20 protein-coding genes are annotated in these 18472 nt (G+C 44.8%); 7 read left to right on the top strand and 13 right to left on the bottom strand.

Annotation, left to right across the window (positions count from 1 at the left end; translation table 11 throughout):
• Window positions 1–187 precede the first annotated feature (187 nt).
• The 9 genes from BG260_RS01300 to BG260_RS01260 form a co-directional block, all read right to left on the bottom strand.
• The gene (locus tag BG260_RS01300; RefSeq protein WP_083750023.1) at window positions 188–2689 is read right to left on the bottom strand and encodes an acyl-CoA dehydrogenase; all 2502 of its coding nucleotides are present in this window, start codon (window positions 2687–2689) and stop codon (window positions 188–190) included.
• A gap of 12 nt (window positions 2690–2701) precedes the next feature.
• Entirely contained in the window at window positions 2702–3289 is a 588-nt protein-coding gene (locus tag BG260_RS01295) for a TetR/AcrR family transcriptional regulator (RefSeq protein WP_069130144.1), read from the bottom strand.
• 106 nt (window positions 3290–3395) lie between these two features.
• A complete protein-coding gene (gene trmB, locus BG260_RS01290) occupies window positions 3396–4058 on the bottom strand; it encodes a tRNA (guanosine(46)-N7)-methyltransferase TrmB (protein ID WP_069130143.1) in 663 nt (220 codons plus the stop codon).
• 19 nt (window positions 4059–4077) lie between these two features.
• Window positions 4078–4713 carry a pyridoxamine 5'-phosphate oxidase gene (gene pdxH / locus BG260_RS01285; protein ID WP_069130142.1) on the bottom strand — a complete coding sequence of 212 codons (636 nt, stop codon included), beginning with the start codon at window positions 4711–4713 and terminating at the stop codon, window positions 4078–4080.
• Window positions 4714–4721: 8 nt separating this feature from the next.
• Window positions 4722–5309, bottom strand: coding sequence for a thioredoxin family protein (locus tag BG260_RS01280; RefSeq protein ID WP_069130141.1), 588 nt, complete (start codon window positions 5307–5309; stop codon window positions 4722–4724).
• 128 nt (window positions 5310–5437) lie between these two features.
• Window positions 5438–6490: a PA0069 family radical SAM protein gene (locus tag BG260_RS01275; RefSeq protein ID WP_069130140.1), complete on the bottom strand. Its 1053-nt coding sequence runs from the start codon at window positions 6488–6490 to the stop codon at window positions 5438–5440.
• 199 nt (window positions 6491–6689) lie between these two features.
• Complete coding sequence (locus BG260_RS01270) at window positions 6690–7877, bottom strand: aspartate aminotransferase family protein (RefSeq protein ID WP_069130139.1); 1188 nt, start codon at window positions 7875–7877, stop codon at window positions 6690–6692.
• A gap of 3 nt (window positions 7878–7880) precedes the next feature.
• Complete coding sequence (locus BG260_RS01265) at window positions 7881–8507, bottom strand: thioredoxin family protein (RefSeq protein WP_069130138.1); 627 nt, start codon at window positions 8505–8507, stop codon at window positions 7881–7883.
• A gap of 8 nt (window positions 8508–8515) precedes the next feature.
• On the bottom strand, window positions 8516–9406 hold the full coding sequence (locus BG260_RS01260) for a UbiA family prenyltransferase (protein ID WP_069130137.1): 891 nt from the start codon (window positions 9404–9406) through the stop codon (window positions 8516–8518).
• Between the two features lie 71 nt (window positions 9407–9477).
• Between BG260_RS01260 and BG260_RS01255 the strand changes: the two genes are divergently transcribed.
• Window positions 9478–10377 carry a 3-methyladenine DNA glycosylase gene (locus BG260_RS01255; RefSeq protein WP_069130136.1) on the top strand — a complete coding sequence of 300 codons (900 nt, stop codon included), beginning with the start codon at window positions 9478–9480 and terminating at the stop codon, window positions 10375–10377.
• 16 nt (window positions 10378–10393) lie between these two features.
• Here BG260_RS01255 and BG260_RS01250 read toward each other — a convergent pair whose 3' ends face one another.
• Window positions 10394–11605, bottom strand: coding sequence for an anhydro-N-acetylmuramic acid kinase (locus BG260_RS01250; RefSeq protein WP_069130135.1), 1212 nt, complete (start codon window positions 11603–11605; stop codon window positions 10394–10396).
• Window positions 11606–11686: 81 nt separating this feature from the next.
• Between BG260_RS01250 and BG260_RS01245 the strand changes: the two genes are divergently transcribed.
• Entirely contained in the window at window positions 11687–11938 is a 252-nt protein-coding gene (locus BG260_RS01245) for a hypothetical protein (protein WP_069130134.1), read from the top strand.
• A 99-nt stretch (window positions 11939–12037) separates the two neighbouring features.
• On the opposite strand, the gene BG260_RS01240 is transcribed toward BG260_RS01245, so the two are convergent.
• Both BG260_RS01240 and BG260_RS01235 read right to left on the bottom strand, forming a co-directional pair.
• Window positions 12038–13456 (bottom strand): L-serine ammonia-lyase, encoded by a 1419-nt coding sequence (locus BG260_RS01240; RefSeq protein ID WP_069130133.1) that lies wholly within the window; start codon window positions 13454–13456, stop codon window positions 12038–12040.
• A 146-nt stretch (window positions 13457–13602) separates the two neighbouring features.
• Window positions 13603–14073, bottom strand: coding sequence for a nuclear transport factor 2 family protein (locus BG260_RS01235; RefSeq protein WP_069130132.1), 471 nt, complete (start codon window positions 14071–14073; stop codon window positions 13603–13605).
• A gap of 141 nt (window positions 14074–14214) precedes the next feature.
• Here BG260_RS01235 and BG260_RS01230 point away from each other — a divergent pair, with 141 nt between their 5' ends.
• From BG260_RS01230 to BG260_RS01205, 5 genes are all read left to right on the top strand, one after another.
• The gene (locus BG260_RS01230; protein ID WP_069130131.1) at window positions 14215–15057 is read left to right on the top strand and encodes an ABC transporter ATP-binding protein; all 843 of its coding nucleotides are present in this window, start codon (window positions 14215–14217) and stop codon (window positions 15055–15057) included.
• Window positions 15054–15809 carry a hypothetical protein gene (locus tag BG260_RS01225; RefSeq protein ID WP_069130130.1) on the top strand — a complete coding sequence of 252 codons (756 nt, stop codon included), beginning with the start codon at window positions 15054–15056 and terminating at the stop codon, window positions 15807–15809. Before BG260_RS01230 ends, BG260_RS01225 begins: the two co-directional genes overlap by 4 nt.
• Entirely contained in the window at window positions 15809–16174 is a 366-nt protein-coding gene (locus BG260_RS01220) for a GntR family transcriptional regulator (RefSeq protein WP_069130129.1), read from the top strand. The genes BG260_RS01225 and BG260_RS01220 overlap by 1 nt, the downstream gene beginning before the upstream one ends.
• Window positions 16175–16598: 424 nt before the next feature.
• On the top strand, window positions 16599–17150 hold the full coding sequence (locus BG260_RS01210) for a hypothetical protein (protein WP_069130127.1): 552 nt from the start codon (window positions 16599–16601) through the stop codon (window positions 17148–17150).
• Window positions 17151–17453: 303 nt separating this feature from the next.
• Window positions 17454–18116, top strand: coding sequence for a porin family protein (locus BG260_RS01205; RefSeq protein ID WP_069130126.1), 663 nt, complete (start codon window positions 17454–17456; stop codon window positions 18114–18116).
• Window positions 18117–18178: 62 nt separating this feature from the next.
• Here BG260_RS01205 and BG260_RS01200 read toward each other — a convergent pair whose 3' ends face one another.
• A complete protein-coding gene (locus BG260_RS01200; protein ID WP_069130125.1) occupies window positions 18179–18418 on the bottom strand; it encodes a hypothetical protein in 240 nt (79 codons plus the stop codon).
• Between the last annotated feature and the right edge of the window lie 54 nt (window positions 18419–18472).

Genomic DNA, 18472 nt, shown 5'->3' with positions numbered 1-18472 from the left:
ATGATTTAAAATCTCAATTGTATACGCGATCAAGAATATTCCCGTTCCATCAATATTTCACCAAACAGGCAAACTTTATGCAGCTATGGAGAGTGTAATGAGAAATATTAAAAGCTCTTCGATCCGGAAATGAGATCCAGAGTGTACAGTTAACCTCACTTCAACTCCGTATCCTATACTTTACCGATTAAACCAAGACTGTTTCACCGTCATCCTTGCGATATCCCATTGGAATATCATTTTCAGAAACAGCTGACCGATTGTACTCTTCGAGGGTAAACTCATCCACAAGTATTGCATCGAATCGAGCCTCTTCTGTTTTCTTAACAATCTCAGCCTCTTCTTTGGTGATGACACCTTTTTGAAGTGCCGAATCGAGCTGCTTTAAGACATGAGCTTTCTTGATTTCTCCGGCCTTGGTTGCCTTGTAGAGCTTCTTATAGATTGGGAATGACTCTTCAATCACTTTCATAGCGTATTCATACTTACCGAGAGCTTCTTCCGCTGATTCCGGCACGTAAATATCGGAGGTCAATCTATCGCGCTGTTCACCCCTGGTTTGCATCGCCTGAGCTACCTTGTGCCCCAGTTTATCCGATGGTTTTTTCCCAATTCGATTCATTCGAGACCATAATCCAACCGGACCTCTGAACAGCCAGCTCAAACCGGGCACTTCTATCTCTGAGTAGATCTCGTCGAATGCCGTTTGAATTCTATAGAATGCATGCTGCATCGACCAATGAAGGAATATTTCATCCTCTTTTTTACGGCCTTCTGCTTCGAACCTTCTCAGAGTAGCTGTTGCAAGGAGCATCCAGCTGAGAATATCAGCATAGCGGCCGGCAAGCTTCTCTTTCATTTTTAGAGCACCACCGTACGATCCAAGCGCCATGTCTGCCATAAATGCAAATGATGCGGAAGCCCATGCCAGTTTTCGATAGTATTTCGATGCAGGTCCGCTAACCGGTGAGGAAGCCAGCCGTCCTCGGGTTATACTCAGAATCAGTGATCGCACTGAATTCTTAACCACATGACCAATGTGTTTCCAGAAAGCATCATCAAACTGCTTCACATCTTTATTCATCAACGCCTCAATCTCTTTCAGGGCGTAAGGATGACTACGAATTGCTCCCTGTCCAAAGATCATCAATGTTCTGGTCAGAATGTTGGCACCTTCTACGGTGATAGCAATAGGCATGGCAATATAGCTATGAGCAAAGATATTCCGTGGCCCCATAGATATTCCGGCACCACCCACAATATCCATTGCGTCATTCACAATCTCACGACCAAGCTCGGTAAAGTTGTACTTGGCAATTGCGGTGACAACAGCCGGTTTAGCACCTTTATCCAGGGCTCCGCAGATGTATCCTCTCGCAGCGTCCATCATATAGGTATATCCGCCAATTTTGGCCATCGGCTCTTCTATACCTTCAAACTTACCGATGTTCAATCCAAACTGTTTTCTGATAAGCGCATAGGCTCCAACAGCTCGAGTCGCTGTTTTGGCCCCGCCAATTGCCTGGGCCGGTAATGAAATTCCCCGCCCCACAGCCAGAGACTCCATGAGCATTCTCCAGCCGTTACCGGCTCCATCCACTCCACCGATAATCGCATCAACGGGAACAACTACATCTTTACCGCGTGTTGGGCAGTTGTAAAATGGAACGCCGAGTGGATCATGACGTTTACCCAGTTCAACACCATCAGCGTCGCTGGGCACCAGTGCCGCAGTAATACCAAGGTTCTCACCTTTACCCAACAAATTCTCAGGGTCAGACAGTTTAAATGCCAGGCCAATCACAGTTGAAATGGCGGCAAGGGTGATATATCGTTTATCCCAGTTGAGTTTCAGATAAAGCTTGCCATCTTCGCCTTTAAAAACTTCTCCGTGACTCTGCATCCCGCCTGCATCTGAACCCGCATTCGGTTCGGTCAACGCAAAGCATGGAATCTCTTCACCCTTCGCAAGCCGTGGCAGATAGTGATCTTTCTGTTCCTGCGTGCCGTAGTGCATCAGAAGTTCTGCGGGTCCAAGTGAATTTGGAACCATCACTGTTGTGGCCAGCGGACCGCAGCGGGATGCCAATTTCGCCACAATGGCGCTGTGGGCATTTGCCGAAAATCCATAGCCGCCATACTCTTCCGGTATAATCAAACCGAAAAAGCGCTTTTCCTTCATATAATTCCATGTCTGATCATCAAATCCTTTGCGCTGAAACACTTTCCAGTCAGAAACCATGGAGCAGAGCTCTTCCACAGGGCCGTCCATAAATTTCCGTTCTTCTTCGGTCAAATCGGGATACTTCTCACTGTTGAGCCGTTTCAAGTTTGGTTTACCGGAAAATAGTTCCCCCTCTACCCAAACCGTACCAGCATCGATAGCCGTCTGCTCGGTTTCGGAGATTGCAGGAAGGATTTTCAGGGCATCCAACAGTCTCATCAATGGGCCGGATAAAATAGCGCGCCGAATCGCCTTAATGTTAAATACTATGGCAAAAACCAGGTAAGTAACTAAGAGCCAGGTTGGCGCTCCCAGTCCGCCCAGAGCAACCAGTCCGGCAACTGCCCACAACCAAAGCGGCGCACCGGTAAATCCAAATACCAGGAAAACCAAAACAATCCCGGTCCAAACGGCCCACGGTTCCATTTCACTAAAAAATCCAAGTTGACTCATAATAGCTTCCATAACTGACTCCTTTTAAGCGGGTGTTTTTTGAATAATAAATCCTTGTATGATGTGGTCTTTTGCCAGGCTTAGAAACCGTTCGTTGGGTATCCTGGTATCCAGACGTTTGCCCAGAATTACAGAGACCACTCCGTGAATCTGTGCCCACAGTGTATACGCACTTACCAATGGATCTTCCACATCAAACAGTTGTTGTTCCTGCCCTTTTCTGATGATTCCGGCAAGCAGTTCATAAATCTGCCGAACCTGCTGAAATTTCTCCCTGGGATATTTTGGCATCTCTTCGGGGCGAACCATATAGATAATCTCATACTCCTGCGGATTCTCCAGCGCATAATCCACATACGCATCAGCTAACGATTCAAGCTGCGCCACAGGACTGACCGATTCGTCCAGCGAGTTTCTCAATACAAGGTTTAATTTGGCAATACTCTCTTCAACCAGTGCCAGCAGAAGATCATCCTTATTTTTAAAATGCAGATAGATGCTTGTGGCAGTCACATTTGCCTTTTTTGCAATTTTCCGCATCGACATTTTGCTAAATCCATGCTTCAGCAACAACTCCTTACTGACATCTAAAATTTCTTCTCTGAGAGACATATACCGTTGGTTAACACTGTTAAGTTCACAGCATTAATTTATCAAATCTGATTAGAATGTCAATAGATGGGGAGAAATTGTTGCCGGAAAAGGTCCTGAATGGTTGTCACTTTAGCTTAAAAGCAACATACTGGATCGTCTTGTTCTCTTCGAGGTGCATTTTTTCATAAAACGTTTTGATTGACAAAACGGGATCTTCGGGGCGTTCTGCATATACATTATCTACCCGATCAACGATTTCACACCCTTCCGCTTCAATTGTTTCGAGCGTAAAGCGGAAAAGAGGGACTGAATCGGTTTTGAGATGAATAATCGTTCCGGGTTTCGCAACCTTGCGATAGATATCCAAAAATTTTGGTGATGTCAGTCTTTTCGAAGATTTTGAATCTCTAAGGTATGGATCGGGGAATGTAATCCAAATCTCATCCACTTCACCTTTCTCAAAATAATCTGCCAGATGATCGATATAAATTCTCATGAAATGAACATTAGGCAGCGGCTCTTCCAAAGCTTTTTTTGCACCTTTCCACAATCTCCACCCTTTTTTGTCTATGCCAATGTAGTTTTTATCCGGATTTTTTCGAGCCAGGTTCACCGTATACTCTCCTTTGCCGCACGCCAGTTCCAGCACAATTGGATTGTTGTTCTTGAAAATCTCCTTGTGCCAGGTTCCCTTCGGCTTGGGCGTTCCGTCTTCAAAATCAGTGTATTCAAAAACATTTGAGAATCGATCGACATCCTCAAATTTCTGAAGTTTGTTTTTCGCCATCCCTACGGTTGAATTTGTATTATGGTGCTAAACGTTGTCTGTTCCACTTCCCTGAGCTCAGTTGGTAGAAAATACGGTCGTGCAGCCGGCCCGGCCTTCCCTGCCAAAACTCAATTGTTTCAAAGATGATTTTGTAACCGCCCCAATGTTGAGGTTTGGGAATCTCTTTTCCCTCAAACATTTGTTCAACTTCAATGAACCGTTCCTCCAATTCAGTTCGATTGGCAACAGGCCGGCTCTGTTCTGATGCCCACGCACCGATTCGACTCTCACGAGGTCGCGACCTGAAATACTCTTCACTTTCAGCAACACTCAATTTTTTGACCCTGCCGCTAAACCGAATCTGCCGCTCCAGTTCGGCCCACCAGATTGTACATGCGGCGGATGGAGTTGACTCCAGCTCTCGCCCTTTCCTGCTTTGATAATTTGTGAAAAATCTGGCACTCAGCTCATCTATACCTTTCAGCAGTACCATTCTCACGTTTGGGGCGCCGGCTTCGGTTACTGTTGCCAGTGCCATAGCGTTCGGCTCGGGCACTTCAGCATCTAACGCTTCATCTATCCACATTCTAAATAGCTCAATTGGGTTTAAAGGCAAATCTTTCTCATCCAACCCGTTTCTGGTGTATCTTTTCCGAAGATCCGCAATGTCCATATTAGTACCTACACTCCGAAATAATCCGGTTCGTTACCTTTTTTCCACTTGATGTTACAGCCGATACTGGGCTTCTGATTTTCATCCGGCACGGATTCATTGTTTAATACTTTATCTGTAGCCTCACGAAGATCTTTACCGGTTACCGGCTCATCATTACCGGGCCGGCTATCGTCAAACTGACCGCGATAGACGAGTTCATGTCGTTCATCAAACAGAAAGATATCCGGAGTACATGCGGCGCGATATGCTTTCGCAACCTCCTGATCTTCATCATAGAGATATGGGAATGGATATCCGAACTTCTCGGCATCCTCCCTCATTTTCTCCGGACTGTCATCGGGATAGTTTTCGACATCATTTGAACAGATTGCAACCATACCCACACCTTTGGGCAGATAATCTTTTGCATACTCTGTCAGACCCTTCTTTATCTTTTTTACATAAGGGCAGTGATTGCTGATGAACATCACAACCAGTGCATTATTTCCTCTAAAATCTTTTAGCGTCACCTCTTTTCCGGTCACTGTATCGGTCAAAGAAAACTTTGGGGCTTTGGTACCCAGCTCAAGCATTGTTGAATTTACTGCAGACATTGTTGATCTCCATTTTGAAAATTATTCGTTAATCTTCTGCTGTTTAAACAGATGATCGGATCAATACATTCATAAATTTCGCCTGAAGATATAAAATCATATAACGAAAGTTTAGGGTTGAAAAAGAATCAACCAAACAGATTCAGTTGCCCCATCGATGGTCTTCGGAACTCTGCACCATTCAGATGCACTCCCCCACCTGTTAATCCCAGCCTATTTCTGTGTATGTTTACCAATTGACGGATCTGTTCCCCATAGGGTCCTTCACTTCGAAAACGCTCTCCAAACCCCGACCTGTTCAACTCCCCACTTTTCAGGCTTCTGATTCGGTTTAGCACTTTATCTTTTCGATCAGGAAAGTGATCTTCCAGCCATTTCGAAAAAATATCTTTAACTCCGTACGGCAGCCGCACAATGGTATACGCCATCGATGAAGCCCCGGCATTTGCTGCAGTCTCCATCATCGGTACGATTTCATCATCCGTCAACCCCGGTATGATCGGTGCAATATTCACATTTACCGGAATCCCTGCTTTTGTAAGCTCTTCAATCGCTTTGAGCCTTCGGGCAGGACGCGAAGTTCTCGGCTCCATCACGTTAGTGATCTCAGGCCTGAGTGAAGTGAGCGAAATCGTTACCCCCACAGCACCGATTTCAGCCAGTTCTTTCAAGTGATCGATATCCCGGGTCACCAGGTAGTTTTTGGTAATGATCCCAAGCGGATGATGGCAATCTGCCAAAATCTTTACACAACGACGGGTGATTTCTAAATCCTTTTCAATTGGTTGATAGGGGTCTGTTACACCGCTCATCACAAGCGTCTGCGGTTTCCAGTTATGATCGGCCAGCGCTTTCTTCAACAGTTCCGGAGCGTTGTATTTGACCACAATTTTCGATTCAAAATCGAGACCGGCACTCATACCCAGAAATTCATGTGTTGGGCGGGCATAGCAGTAGACGCAGCCGTGCTCACATCCGCGATACGGATTCAAACCTACATCAAATGGAATATCCGGGCTTTGGTTTCTGGATATAATATCGGACGTGTGATCTTTTAAAAGCTGTGTTTTTGGCTTCTTGAGCTGACCGGTTTCTGAATCGATCTCATACTCCAGGTTGGTTTTGAGAAAACGGTTTTTGGGATTTTGAGCTGATCCACGCCCTTTGATTGGCTGACTCATAATTTGCACACATTTTATACATATACAATGTATGAGCTAATCGGAGCTTAATCAAGATGCGAATTGGAATATTACCAGATTTTCACAATAAAATAGATTGCGACTAATTTCTCACAGAATTGCGCAGATGAAACGCTGATTTACGTAGAATTTCTGCGATAATCTGCGGAATAGTCCGCGATAATCTGCGAGAATCTAATCAAGCAAATCTTTGAACGGCAGACTGAATCATTCGCAGAGATTCTTCTAACAGCTCCTGCTCAATAATCAACGGAGGAGCAATGCGAATGAGCGAATTGGAGTGCAACGTCCAGCCAAGGATGATCCCTTTTTTGAAACAAGCTTCCACAACTTTTTGTGTCAAATCAGAGTCCCGAAGTTGCAGGCCGATCATTCCTCCGCGTCCGCGTACTTCAACAATTCCATCTCCTTTCAACATTGTACGGGCAGATTTTTCGATCTGTTCTGCTTTTGAAACAAAATCGCCACTCAGCAGAGCTTCCAGGTTTGCATGTGCCGCAGCACAGCAAACCGGATGACCGCCAAAAGTTGTTACATGGTTCAACGGCGGATTGTGCTTGAACTCTTCAAATATCTCGGTGGATGAGACAAACGCCCCAATTGGCATACCGCCGCCCATCGCCTTTGCCAGCGACAAAATATCCGGTACAACATCGTAATATTGAAAGGCAAAGAGTGACCCGGCACGGTAAAATCCGGTCTGAATCTCATCAAAAATAAGAAGTGCACCGGTTTCATTACACTTCTTTCGAACTTGCTTCAACCACTCTTTATCAGCCGGAATCACCCCGCCTTCACCCTGAATCGGTTCCATGATCACCGCTGCAGTTTCGGTATCGATTTCACTCAATACGGCAGGATCGTTAAAATCGATAAAATGAACATCGGGCAAAAGCGGTTTGTATGGATCACGGTAGACATCCCGGCCGGTAACACTCAGCGATCCATGAGTATCACCGTGATAACTGTTTTTAAAAGCGACAAATTTACTTCGCCCTGTATATTTCTTAGCCAGTTTGAGTGCTCCCTCGTTGGCCTCCGTTCCGCTGTTCACAAAATAGACGCGGTCAAGGGAATCGGGCAGCTGATCTGTCAGAAGCTTGGCAAAACGGCTCTGCGGTTCCTGAATGTACTCACCATACACCATCACGTGCAGATGCTTGTCGAGCTGCTTTTTGATAGCAGCGATAACCGCAGGGTGGCGATGGCCTAAACTGCTCACCGCAATCCCTGAGATCAGATCCAGGTAGCTTTTCCCATCTTTGGTGTGAATATGACATCCCTCAGCATAATCAATCTCCAATCCCATCGGTGCATCACTGGTTTGCGCAATGTGGCGGTAAAATGAATCCGAATCTTGAGTCATAATTCAGGCATTTTCCCACGTTTCAAGCAGGGGAAGAAGTTCTTTTTGAGTTGATTCCGTTTTATCGTCCGCATACCACTTATGCAATGTTTCAGAAATTTCACGATAGTCTTCACCGTCATTTAATCGCCAATCTTCATACATCTCCTGTGCTTCGAACGGACGAGGGCCCCAATCTCCCAAAACATCAAGAGTATTTGCATCAAGAACAATCAGTTTCGGAATGGAACGGCTTTTTCCGTTGGTCAGAAATTCATCCATGATGTCGAGATGCTGATCTCTTAAAATTAGCTTCAATTCAATCATTTCATTCTGATCAGCCATTTTCTGCAATACCGGAATGATCTGCGCGGCATCACCGCACCATGCTTCCGTCAACACTAACCATACCATCGGCCGTTTAATTTGCTCTAACGTGGTCTGAAGTTCCGGCATAAGTTCTGTGGTTTTATCAAGCCTGCGCATCCGAAATGTATTCATTTTCGTGTAGTGAAGCATCGCCTCGGAGTGGTTCTCTCCGGTTGTCTTTCCCGATGCCATCAGCCGGTCGATCAACTCTCTGTAATCTGCATAGTTTAGCGCTTCATCTATAATTTCGCGGGTGATGGGGTACGCTTTTATTTCAGTCATAAATCTGTTTAGAAATAGGTTTTTAAAATTGTTTCACCGATCCATTCATACCGAATGGCGTTTAGCAGAATCAAAAAAAGTACAAATGAAAGTGAGGCTAAAAACTTCATTTTCATAACACTGCTATACTCACTTTCCATTCCTTTCAGGCGGAGCAGTAAACGCAGTAAAATAACACCCGAAATTAAACCGAGTATGAAGAAGATGACCGCCGGATAGGGATATACCTGTAAAAGACCGGCACTGAAAAATATCAACCCGAACAGGTACGATATCACGAAAAAGAACTTCACTCCTTCCACTCCGTACTCCACGGCGAAGGTTCGGTCTCCCCGCTTAATATCCTGCTCTAACTGAAAGATCTGGGAAACCGGGTAGAGACTCAGCAGTATTAAAGATGCGCCAACAGCAGATAGTATTACGGAAATTGCAATTGCCCCTCCGGCTGCAATCGTGCCCAGAAGAACTGAATTCAGACCGGTGCTCACTGCAATTGCCAGTAAACTAAGTTGAGGATGACTTTTCCAGCGGGCCAGCGGAGTGGAGTAGAGCCAGAATAGGAGCAAACTAAGCCCATATATAACAAAATACAGCCAATCGATTGTGAGTGACCAAACCCAGCCGCCATACATAAAAGTAAGAGCCGCCACTCTCATCCAGTCCGTCATTTTCGGCGGATTCTTCAATCCGCCGATCGGGCCTTCATCTTTATCCCAATAGGAGTTAAAGGCTGTTGCGCCGCCAAAGAGCAGAACATGCACATTCAAAAACTGGAGCCAGAACTGTACAGTATTCATTTGATCTGCCATCAGTCCGCCGAGAAAAAAACCACCCGACAGTATAAAAAACTGGTAGTACAGGCGAAGATGTAGCAGAAAATGAGCGATTTCTTTTACCATAATCGTAAGATTTTTGACAGTTTACAGCATTCGGTTTCGCATCGCAAGCCTAAGAGTGATATTTTTAGCACATGGAAATTTATGTGGACAAAATAGAAGTGAAAAATGAACTGCTCGAAGAGTGCTCCTGGAAAAGCCTTATGGAATCTCATGAAGCTGAGCTGGCTGTGCTGCTTGATCCATATCTTAAAAAACGATCGATGCAGCAGAAAGATCCTGTACTCGATTTCCTCTTTGAGTATTATGCGTTTCGCCCTTCCCATTTAAGAAGATGGACACCCGGAATCGGGGTTTCACTTGAATTCAGTGAGACTTCAGAACTGCCGGAAGTATCTGAGTTGACAATTTCTGATCAATTTGCATATCTCGACCCCGGTCATTTTCCAAAAAAAAGAATCAAGTCTCTTCGATGGACGCTCAACCTGTTGAAAAAGAGTGCGGGTAAAAAACCGCTCTTCGGCTGTTTTGGCATGCACGAGTGGGCGATGGTCTATCGCGCCGGTGAAGTTCGCCATGAACAGATTCCATTTCGGCTCTCCGATGATGAAATAGCGGAATTTGTAGAGTCCCGCCCGCTGCTCTGCACACACTTTGATGCCTTTCGGTTTTTTACGGAGAAGGCAAAACCGATGAACCGGAATGAGCTCAGCCGCGAAAAGTTTCAGGGGATGGAACAGCCCGGCTGTCTTCACACCAATATGGATCTCTACAAGTGGGCCTATAAATTCTATCCGTGGATATCAAGTGAACTGATTCGCAAAGCGTTCTTTAACGCTGTTGAAACCAGAAAAGTGGATATGCAGGCGAGTCCGTATGACGCCCGCGAGTTTGACCTGGAGCCGATTAAAATTGAGACAGAAGAGGGGAGAAAGATGTATCTGAACAAGCAGACTGAGATCTTTGAACGATCGATGCCAATCCGGAATGAGTTGATTGAGGCGTTGGGGGATTTGCTGACGCGGGTGAGTTAAGAATTTAACTCAAAGCCTACACCGGAAATGAAATCTTCCCAAAGTGAATATTTTGATCTGACCCGTATTTCGTACTGAAATTAAACCCATAGCCTCCCACCGTCTCATTAGCCAGCACCGCAAAAATAACAGCCTCCTTAGCATCGGGTGAAATACCCAGCTCTGAAAATTCACGAAGTTCCGCTTGATCTAAATAGTGCGATATTCTCTCCATCAAAAAACCGTTATGTGCACCACCTCCGCTGGGATAGATCACAACAGGCAGATTTGCCGGGATGTGATTTTGAAGATTCTGAGCGACCGTCCTGGCCGTCAGTTCCGTAACCGTAGCCACCATATCTTTATCGGAAATATCGGATCCTGAAAATCCGGCCTGATTTTCTTTTTCCTTGATCCAGTTCAAATTAAAATATTCCGGACCTGTCGACTTCTCCTCGTCGCTTTGAAACCAGGAATCCTCCAGCATCTTGTTCAGCAGCGGTTTGATCACATTCCCGGAAGCTGCAATTTTACCGCCTCTGTCGAACGGTTTATCAAACTTCGATTTCACAACGGCGTCAATCAGTGTATTACCCGGCCCTGTATCGGTTGAAAACTTTTTCATCTCCTTAGCTTCCCTTGCCGGCATAAACGTATAATTTGCAATTCCACCGATATTGAGAAGAACTCGATGCTCATTTTTATCACGAAAAAGCCACTCATCCACAAGCGGAGCCATTGGGGCACCCTCGCCGCCAAAAGCGGTATGTTTCTGACGAAAATCGCTGATAGTCAGAATCCCGGTATTTACGGCTATGTGATCTCCATCCCCGATTTGAAGCGTGGAGTTTAGCGGTGTCTCATCTCCATTCAGGTCACGATTTGGAAGGTGGTAAATGGTCTGCCCGTGACTCCCGATACAGTCCACCTTTTCCGGTTTAATATCCCACTCAAAAAGGGCCTCGACTATCATATCGGCATGCAATTGCCCCAGCCAGGTATGTATATAACAGAGATCTTTTAAAGAAATCTGCTCTACTGATGTAACCTTTCGAAGCTTCTCTCTATCTTTTTTTTGATAGGGTTTGGTAATAAAATTCAGCAAACTCACTTCTGTTTCAGGACCGCTACCCTCAATTTCGCAGAGTGCAATATCCAGACCGTCCAGCGATGTACCCGACATCAGCCCGATAACCGTTCGGGTTTTCTTCTCCGCAATTCGTGCTAATTTTTTAATGGATGGATTCATATTTTGGACTCACTTAAAAGTTTAATGCGATGGACTTGAAATATCGCAAGCAATCTCTAAAATATAGATCATAAGGAACAGATGTCTGAACAAAACGAAGAAGAAGCGTTATCATCCTGGGAAGAAGAGGTCGAATTTTTTGTCAACACCTTAAAAGAGAGTTTTGAGTCTACCGATGCAAATTACTCCGTAGATGAACAGAACAACATTCTCTACATTGAACTTGAGGGGCTGCAAGACTACTCAAATGATGAGATTGTGGAAATAGCCGAACCCATTTTTGAAATCGCAGAGCTCGACTTTGAAGACATTATCCTGATGCCGTTGAAGTAGATCACTATTAAAGAGAGCCTTACATCCGTTAGTTCTCAACCCATTAGGATGATGCCTATAGATATTGGCCACTAAATTCTGTAAAACTGTTATACTGGTTTAGCATTCACTCAGGCTAATCGGAATATTCACTGCCAGGCCACCATCGGAGGTCTCTTTATATTTGGAATTCATATCCTGCGCCGTCTCCCACATGGTCTTTACCACTGCATCCAGCGGAACCCGGGCTTTGTCGGGATCACTGTGCAGGGCAAGCTGAGAAGCCGTAATCGCCTTAATCGCCCCCATTGTATTTCGCTCGATACAAGGAACCTGAACCAGCCCGCCAATCGGGTCGCACGTCATTCCCAGATGATGCTCCATGGCAATTTCGGCCGCCATCAGGCACTGCTCTACGGATCCGCCAAGAGCTTCCGTTAAACCTGCAGCCGCCATTGCGGATGATACACCGATCTCTGCCTGGCATCCACCCATCGCTGCCGAAATCGTAGCCCGTTTTTTAAAAATACTTCCAATCTCAGAGGCAGTCATCAAGAACTTGCTAACCATGTCTTTACAGTGATCACGCTTAAACGTCACCAGGTACTGAAGCACAGCAGGAATCACACCTGCCGCCCCGTTGGTTGGTGCCGTCACCACACGGCTGAAGGATGCGTTCTCCTCATTAACAGCCAGAGCAAAACAGCTCACCCAGTCGAGGATGTAGGCAAAATCATCCCCGCCGTTTCGTATAGCTTCACGCCACTCGTGATAGTCACTGTAGTTCTTGTGATTTAGCAATCTCTTGTTTAAAATCGAAGCTCGTCGCATTACCTGAAGTCCTCCGGGCAGATATCCCTCGGTATGGCATCCGCGATAGATACAGGTACACATCACCTCCCAGATTTTCAGTACCGCTTCTTTTGTCTCTTCCTCAGACCGCCACTCCTGCTCATTTAAAGCTACTACACCTGAAATCGGCAGACCGGTCTCTTTACAGGCTGTTTGTAAATCGGCCGCTGAATTGATGGGATATGGAAGTGGGATATCATCAGTTTCAGATCGGTCCTCTTCCCCTTCCTGAACCACGAAACCGCCCCCGACTGAGTAATAGGTCTCTTTTTCGAGTGTGGTATCGCTGAACCTGGCAATAAATGTAAGTGCGTTGGGATGATACGGTTTAATCTCATCCTTCAGAAAATGGATGTGGTTTTCCGGGTTGAAATCGATCCAGACCTTTCCGCCAAAACTGAGCCTCTTTTCTTGTTTGATTTTTGCAACTGTCGGATCGATTTGATCAACTTCAAAATTTACAGGATCCTTACCGCTCAAACCTAATAGCAGAGCGATATCCGTTCCGTGTCCCTGGCCGGTTTTAGCCAGCGATCCAAAAAGCTGTACCTCAAGATGCTCAATCTGATCCGCGCGATCTCCAATCACATCAATAAAGCGGGTTGCGGCTTTCCACGGACCTAAGGTGTGTGAACTGCTCGGACCGATCCCAATTTTAAACATGTCCAATACTGAAATGGACTCCATAATGGCAGACGATTAATTTTTAAAAATAACTAGTGAGCTGAAAATAAGCTCTTTTCAGCCTTTCTCAATACCCTTATTCAACCTGTGAAGCTAACGATTTTAGAAACTGAAAATTCTGATTACCGGATTAAGTCGGAATAAATTTTTTACTCCAAACATCCTTCTGTCCGGCGGGTATCCACGATGGAGAAAATTTTCCACTCACCGTTTTTTCGAATCAGGTTCATCGAGTTCACACCGCAGTGACTAAATTCCACACCCTGGTAAAAATGGTAGTCCATCCAGGCAGTGGCCAGATCTCCGTCCACGTTTACAGAGATGTAGAGTATCTCTTCAATAAGAGATCCCGGCTCTGACTCCTCAACTGATTCAATGAAGTTTTTCATATCTGTTTCATTAAGTTCAGTCCCTGATTCAGAAGATCTGACCGTGTGAAATGTTGCACCCTCATCCAGAACAGAACGCAATACATTACCGTCGGCCGCCTCCATTCCATCAAAAAGTTTCATGATCGTCTCCCGAACCTCATCCGACTCACCCATCGATTCATCAAGGGATTGAGCCATAATTGGAGTAGTGGATATAAGTATCAGCAGAAGCCAAATAAGCTTTTTCATATATGTCGAGATTGATTTAATAGTCATAGGATTTGAACCACTGCATAAGTTACAAATCGGGAATGTTATTTCTTAATCGATAAACGTTTGGATTTATCATAGTGTATTAGTAAACTCATACAGTAATAAACTACAGAAATTATGATTGAACTCAACAACATCTCTTTCTCTTTTAAAAAAGGGGAGCCTCTTTTCAACAACCTAAACTGGTCACTTCAGCCCGGAAAAACGTATGGACTCCTCGGATTGAACGGCGCCGGAAAAACCTCCCTGTTCAACATCATATCCGGAATGCTCTTCCCGAAGGATGGAGAGTGTACGTTTGATAGAAACGTCGTCAGAAAACGACATCCACAATTCTTAAGTGAGCTATTCATTGTACCGGAACAGTTTGAACTTCCTCCCATGAGCGGCGACCAATATACTCAGCTTCATGCACCGTTCTATCCAAGGTTTGATGAACAGCTGATGGAGAGAGCTCTCTCAGAACTTCAGGTCGATTCAAAAAAGAAGATCTCAGAGCTCTCGTTTGGTCAGCAGAAGAAGTTTCTGCTCTCGTTTGCCCTGGCAACACGCACCAAACTGCTCCTGCTGGATGAGCCGACCAATGGAATGGATATACCATCCAAAAGTCAGTTCCGGAAACTGCAGGCCTCTCTCGATCAGCCCGATCGCTGCACGGTGATCTCCACACATCAGGTGCGGGATCTCGGCTCGATGATTGACCATGTGACGATACTCAAGGATGGACGGATCCTATTCAATCACTCTCTGGACGAGATCTTTGAGCATCTCTCGTTCATCAAAACGGAGGCTGAACAGCCCGGCAATGTTATCTATGCAGAAGAAATTCTCGGAGGACTGCACACAATTCAGCCGTTCAAAGATGGAGCCAGAAATGAGTTTGATTTGGAGTTGCTGTTCAACGGGGTCATTCAGCAGCCGGAGAAGATCAATCAACAGTTTAACGGAGGAGAAAAATGAAAACGATCAATCAGGTAGACGGATTTTCAAAAGAGCGGTTTTTGCAAGTAGTGAAACGATTTTGGGTACTGAACCAGAAGAAATGGCTGATCGGTTTTGCCGGTGGTGTGGGTATTCTGATTCTCATATACCTACTCAATTCGACACAACCAACAGGTTATGGAAATTCAGGATATGCGGTTCTTGGGGTAGGTTTAACTCTCTATAAATTTGGTGGCTATTTTCTCACATCCGGAATTTTCAATGAGTTGGGCAAAAAAAGTTCAGCCTCACAAATGCTTACGTTACCTGCCAGTACATTGGAAAAATTCCTCGCCGGCTGGTTTCTTACCTACTTCCTCTATACTATTGTAGTCATGGGCCTGCTCTATTTGATCGGATTATTTCTTGAAGTCAATCCGATCCTTACCACACCACCATTCTCTGAATCAACTGTTGACGCGTCCGACTTCTACTTTCTGGACACACTGCTAACTTATACAGCTTTACACAGCGTTTTCTTTCTCGGCTCCATCTATTTTGATGGAAACCATTTCCTAAAAACACTGCTGGCCATTGTTCTTTTCTTTATAGGATTGGGAATCATCTCTGTGATTTTCACCATTCTGATAGCTAATGACTTTAATTTCAGCTATCAGTTCGTACATTCACCCGAAAACATGCTTTTTTCGGTTGTATTCGGCAAAATTGCCGTAGCTGCTCTGTTCCTCTTCCTCTCCTACCGTCAACTTCAAAACCGGCAGATTGCGTGATGGACTATTCAGATAACAAGCCGATTTACATGCAGATCGCTGATCACTTCTGTGATCAAATCCTCCGCAAAAAGTGGGAGTCCGGCGACCGGATTCCATCGGTGAGGGAGATTGCCGTCAAGATGGAAGTCAATCCCAATACAGCCATTCGCGCCTTTCACTATCTGCAGGATGAGAACGTGCTCTACAATGAGCGCGGCGTTGGGTATTTTATATCTGAGAATGCGTACGAACAGGTTGTAGAATTAAAACGAGAGGAGTTTATTCGCGACAAACTGCCCCGCTTCTACCGGGATATGAAACTGCTTGGATTCAGCTGTTCAGATCTGGATGAGCTTTATCAAAAACATCATGGGGAATTCTGATAACACATCATTTCAGACATGGTATTTTTACTCGCCAGACCTACTCTATTCTTCAATCTTTTTTAGTATTGATAACTGAAATATATTTGTGAATCCATAAAAATACCATGTCTTTACCTCTTTCTTTATCGTCCATAAAGAACTACGGGGATTAGTTAACACCAACCCCTCCACGGGTTCAGAACCCTTGGAGGGTTTTCTCCTCTACCTCCGTTGACTTCTTTCTCAAAAAATCCCATAATGAATAGGCATCTAAGTCATATCTATTCAACCATATAAAGCAAAAATCATGAGTGAGAAAAACAGGGATTTTGGAAATGAAGAGAGAGACGAACCCGAAATCTGGGATGAATACCGCTAGGAGCAGTTTTTCAGGGAGGCGGATAAACGAACGGATAAATATATTCTGCTGCTTGAACAGTACATGGATCATCCCGATCGAGACAGGATTATTGCTGAGCAGATGGGCTGGACTCACCTGCTTGAAGACAATGATGGTGAAAATGAGGAATGGTTAGACGAATTTGATATGGATGAGGTTGAGGAGGGAGACGCATGGAAACGTTTGACCGGCTATGAACCCACCGATTTTGATCAGTTTGAAGATCTGCCGCTCTATCAGAAAGCTCATGATTTTGCGGTTGATGCCAAAAAGATGCTTAACAAAAGTTTTGCAGATCGGGATGACGAATCCATTCAAACGTTCTCCCGCTACGTAACGATTCCACCCGCAAAAATTGCCGGAGGTTTTGGTTTCGGTTTTGACCGGGATAGCATCGGCGGCAATATCGCAAACTGTAAGCGAGGCCTCAACGCCGCCAATAAAGTGTTGGATGCACTTTATAAGATCGGTGAAAAGGAGCTGTTTGACCGTGAATTATATCTCGAATATTATGGCCGAGCCAAAGAGATTCGTGATGAACTGGGGATCTACATTGTAGAACTGAGAGAGAGGTTCAGCCGGGGGATTTCGTAAAATATATGTTTATTGGTTTGAATCAACGTTTTTGGTCTGTTCAATCACACCCCTAAATCCTCTCTCCCCGAATCGCTCGGAACAGGTATGAGGGGACTTTCGGACAGTCAACTCTTCAAGAGTGCTGCCACGCGGTTAGGCAAAATTAGAATCTCAGGATGACGATACCCGCTTGTTTTCCATTATCTTCTTTTCGGGGGTTTCTATTATTTTTTTTTTTTCATATACTCTTTAGTAACAGGATAGTGTGTGAAAATTATTGAATAACAACATTATCATTCATCAGAAACTCCATTAATCAACATGATCAAAACTGTCTACGAATTTACTCAGCGAACTCTATCCCTCTTAACTCTGCTGCTAATTATTGGATTTACATCCATTAACGTTCAGGCACAAGATGTTTCTTACGGACTGAAGGGAGGAGTGAATTTTACAACTCATTACGATGCCCAATTTGATGCGGATGCCATTTCCACTTTTCGAATCGGAGCTTTTACCAATGTACCTTTGGGAAGCACTCCTTTCAGTTTTCAGCCTGAAGTTTTCTATTACCGGAACGGTTCAAAATCAAGTTTTCAATCTGATGACATTGTATATACAGGAACATATCGTACAGATTACATCAAAGTGCCGCTGTTAATTGCCTACTCGCCGGACGTATTCAAGCAACTTCATACAAAATTCTTTACCGGACCCTCTGTTTCATTTTTGATCCGCTCAAAGTTTTCAGAGTCATCCCGCGATATGGACCTTGAAGATATGACGAACAATGTGGATTTCGGTCTTCTTGCCGGATTGGAATTAAAGGCACCCTCTCTCTCAGAAAGATTAAGTCTCGAACTCCGGTTCAGCCGGGGTTTATCAGAAGTTTATGATTCGGGTTTCAATCCCGAAAGCAACAGTGAATTTTCAAGGCCCAATCGAAACACTGCAATTTCAATACTGTTGGGATATACGTTTTGATAACACGGAAAGATTGAGCAGTCGGACTTTAGGTTAAGGTTGTCTCTTATTGTCAGATAGAATCACTCCCACTCTCTTGCCTGCTGTATTCGGCGCATCTCACCGGAGTCAATCATCTTCTGGAGACGCTCATTTCGTTTTGGAGATTTACTGGTAAAGTGCCACTCTCCGCAAAATTCACATTCATAGACATCTTGCGGACCCTGATCCGGTTGGAAATTCCGGTGAATATGAACATCAATCAGGGATGTTTCCGCGAGGAGCTTTGTACTGTATTGATTTTTACCTGTTGGACAATTCATGATTCAATGTAAAGAAAGTGCAAGTACCGTAAAAGTAACCCTCCACGGGTTCAG

Origin of the sequence: Rhodohalobacter halophilus (assembly GCF_001715195.1) — a bacterium.
GTDB lineage: Bacteria > Bacteroidota > Rhodothermia > Balneolales > Balneolaceae > Rhodohalobacter > Rhodohalobacter halophilus.
Note: the sequence above shows the minus strand (reverse complement) of the source record. Positions and strands in the feature narration are given on the sequence as shown.

Excerpts from the sequence above, each read along its gene's own strand:
- BG260_RS01300 (WP_083750023.1), bottom strand. The coding sequence starts at position 2,689 with ATGGAAGCTATTATGAGTCAACTTGGATTTTTTAGTGAAATGGAACCG.
- BG260_RS01295 (WP_069130144.1), bottom strand. The coding sequence starts at position 3,289 with ATGTCTCTCAGAGAAGAAATTTTAGATGTCAGTAAGGAGTTGTTGCTG.
- trmB (WP_069130143.1), bottom strand. The coding sequence starts at position 4,058 with ATGGCGAAAAACAAACTTCAGAAATTTGAGGATGTCGATCGATTCTCA.
- pdxH (WP_069130142.1), bottom strand. The coding sequence starts at position 4,713 with ATGGACATTGCGGATCTTCGGAAAAGATACACCAGAAACGGGTTGGAT.
- BG260_RS01280 (WP_069130141.1), bottom strand. The coding sequence starts at position 5,309 with ATGTCTGCAGTAAATTCAACAATGCTTGAGCTGGGTACCAAAGCCCCA.
- BG260_RS01275 (WP_069130140.1), bottom strand. The coding sequence starts at position 6,490 with ATGAGTCAGCCAATCAAAGGGCGTGGATCAGCTCAAAATCCCAAAAAC.
- BG260_RS01270 (WP_069130139.1), bottom strand. The coding sequence starts at position 7,877 with ATGACTCAAGATTCGGATTCATTTTACCGCCACATTGCGCAAACCAGT.
- BG260_RS01265 (WP_069130138.1), bottom strand. The coding sequence starts at position 8,507 with ATGACTGAAATAAAAGCGTACCCCATCACCCGCGAAATTATAGATGAA.
- BG260_RS01260 (WP_069130137.1), bottom strand. The coding sequence starts at position 9,406 with ATGGTAAAAGAAATCGCTCATTTTCTGCTACATCTTCGCCTGTACTAC.
- BG260_RS01255 (WP_069130136.1), top strand. The coding sequence starts at position 9,478 with ATGGAAATTTATGTGGACAAAATAGAAGTGAAAAATGAACTGCTCGAA.
- BG260_RS01250 (WP_069130135.1), bottom strand. The coding sequence starts at position 11,605 with ATGAATCCATCCATTAAAAAATTAGCACGAATTGCGGAGAAGAAAACC.
- BG260_RS01245 (WP_069130134.1), top strand. The coding sequence starts at position 11,687 with ATGTCTGAACAAAACGAAGAAGAAGCGTTATCATCCTGGGAAGAAGAG.
- BG260_RS01240 (WP_069130133.1), bottom strand. The coding sequence starts at position 13,456 with ATGGAGTCCATTTCAGTATTGGACATGTTTAAAATTGGGATCGGTCCG.
- BG260_RS01235 (WP_069130132.1), bottom strand. The coding sequence starts at position 14,073 with ATGAAAAAGCTTATTTGGCTTCTGCTGATACTTATATCCACTACTCCA.
- BG260_RS01230 (WP_069130131.1), top strand. The coding sequence starts at position 14,215 with ATGATTGAACTCAACAACATCTCTTTCTCTTTTAAAAAAGGGGAGCCT.
- BG260_RS01225 (WP_069130130.1), top strand. The coding sequence starts at position 15,054 with ATGAAAACGATCAATCAGGTAGACGGATTTTCAAAAGAGCGGTTTTTG.
- BG260_RS01220 (WP_069130129.1), top strand. The coding sequence starts at position 15,809 with ATGGACTATTCAGATAACAAGCCGATTTACATGCAGATCGCTGATCAC.
- BG260_RS01210 (WP_069130127.1), top strand. The coding sequence starts at position 16,599 with ATGGATCATCCCGATCGAGACAGGATTATTGCTGAGCAGATGGGCTGG.
- BG260_RS01205 (WP_069130126.1), top strand. The coding sequence starts at position 17,454 with ATGATCAAAACTGTCTACGAATTTACTCAGCGAACTCTATCCCTCTTA.
- BG260_RS01200 (WP_069130125.1), bottom strand. The coding sequence starts at position 18,418 with ATGAATTGTCCAACAGGTAAAAATCAATACAGTACAAAGCTCCTCGCG.